Origin of the sequence: Moorena sp. SIO4E2 (assembly GCF_010671945.1) — a bacterium.
Lineage (GTDB): Bacteria > Cyanobacteriota > Cyanobacteriia > Cyanobacteriales > Coleofasciculaceae > Moorena > Moorena producens.
Map to the genome: position 1 here is coordinate 1 of NZ_JAAHIE010001138.1, position 1622 is coordinate 1622.

1 protein-coding gene and 1 pseudogene are annotated in these 1622 nt (G+C 40.6%); one reads left to right on the forward strand and one right to left on the reverse strand.

The annotated features are described in order from the left end of the window. Positions 1-834: pseudogene (locus F6K37_RS41525) on the forward strand (plasmid replication protein, CyRepA1 family); the annotation flags it as partial. A gap of 120 nt (positions 835-954) precedes the next feature. Here the strand turns inward: F6K37_RS41525 and F6K37_RS41530 are convergent. Continuing rightward, on the reverse strand, positions 955-1338 hold the full coding sequence (locus tag F6K37_RS41530) for a DurN family substrate-assisted peptide maturase (RefSeq protein WP_008178005.1): 384 nt from the start codon (positions 1336-1338) through the stop codon (positions 955-957). Between the last annotated feature and the right edge of the window lie 284 nt (positions 1339-1622).

A 1622-nucleotide genomic window follows, 5' to 3' on the forward strand; every position in this document is an offset into this window, starting at 1 on the left:
CAAGCGGAAGAGTTGGGAGCACAGAATGCTCTGATGGCAGCGATTACTGCAGTTAGAGACCAAAACTATCAGGCTGAGTGTAATGCGATCGCATCTAGTCAAGACTTCAGTGATAGCCAATATCAAACGATTAGCAAACGCCTAGTCAAAAAACCATCGGAACGTCGCTCACTACGGAAGTACGATTTAAAGCAGCGTTATGCCATCCCAGTCACACCAGAACTGGTACTCAAAGATGACCAAGGCTGGTATAAGCAGCTACGGCTCCATTATTTTCTTACCCTAGGTCAGCAACATCTAGCAGAACGGGATGCTAAGGTAGCGCGACTGTTAATTGAGCAAGGTCAAGGGAGTATATTTATACCGGATTTCAATCGTGCTGTGCTAGGAGCAATGATTGGTACTATGAAAGTTTTGGGGATACCAATTCTATTAGAAAATCTGGAACGAGAACTCAAAAATACTGATCAGGACTTGCAGGAGATGGCTGCGATCGCATTAGCAAACCGTTGTGCTATCAAAACCATCACCGGAATAGGACTAGCTAAGAAAGCAACTCCGATTGTTATTATTAGGCGCTTCTTGGATAAAATCGGCTATGGCTTACAGTGTATTCGTTATCAGAGCCAAGGAAAAAAGCGGTTCAGAGTTTATCAGCTAGTTAGTCCAGAAGATGGTCGCATGGAAGTGTTCCAGAGGTGGTTAGCTAGTGATGCTCTGAGGTTAGGCACTAGTGAGAGTTGGCTGGATAATGATTTATCTGCTAGGTCTGGTAATACTCAGTCAGTGGATTCAGAAAACAGTAATTATGTTCAATTGTGTCTTAATGTTTAGTCTTAATTTGTAGTCTTAATTTGTAGGATTACGTGGAGGGTGGGGGAAGCTATAATCCCCCACCCTCTAACATTTACCCTAAGAAAGTATCACTAGCTGATAGTGAACTTTGTGCACAACTTAGCTCTTCTTTTCGATGGTAATCTTAAACCCAAGCTTCTCCTCGATTGCTCTGAGCTCACTAATCGCTGGCCACATATTTTTGATATCGTTTTGCCAGAGAATCAAATCCCTTTCTCCTTCTGTCACTTCTGCTTCACCAAACAGCTTACCCAACCACTCAAATAGACCATCTATACTAATATCTTCCGGTGGAGTTACCCGATTCAATGTCTGGTGCCCAGGGGTCGCCAATGCCATCTTCAGCAAGTCGTAGAGCGTGCCTTCAGAGGACAGACATAAACACAAGAGCATCAATATCTGTATTTGCCGAATTTCATCCCTGTCACCACCTCTATCTTTATCTTCTCTATATTCTTTAGGATTATGCTTGATCTTGACCATAGTGTCTTCGAGTAGTTTTTTTTAGTAATGTGTTCGAGTCTGCTTGATTGAACTTATCCCAACTTAGCTTTTTTACCATTACTAGTAAATTTGATCATTATAAATTTGTTCATTATGGATAAGTTTGATGAAGTAATATTTAAGTTTACCCAAGAAGAGTGTAACTCCTTCATCTATTTTTCCTAATCATACCATGTGTACAGTATTGGTATAATTATTTTCTTTAGCAACAAGTCACAGGAGTATTTCACATAAAACATTTTTTAGGCTAGTTTAGAACATAG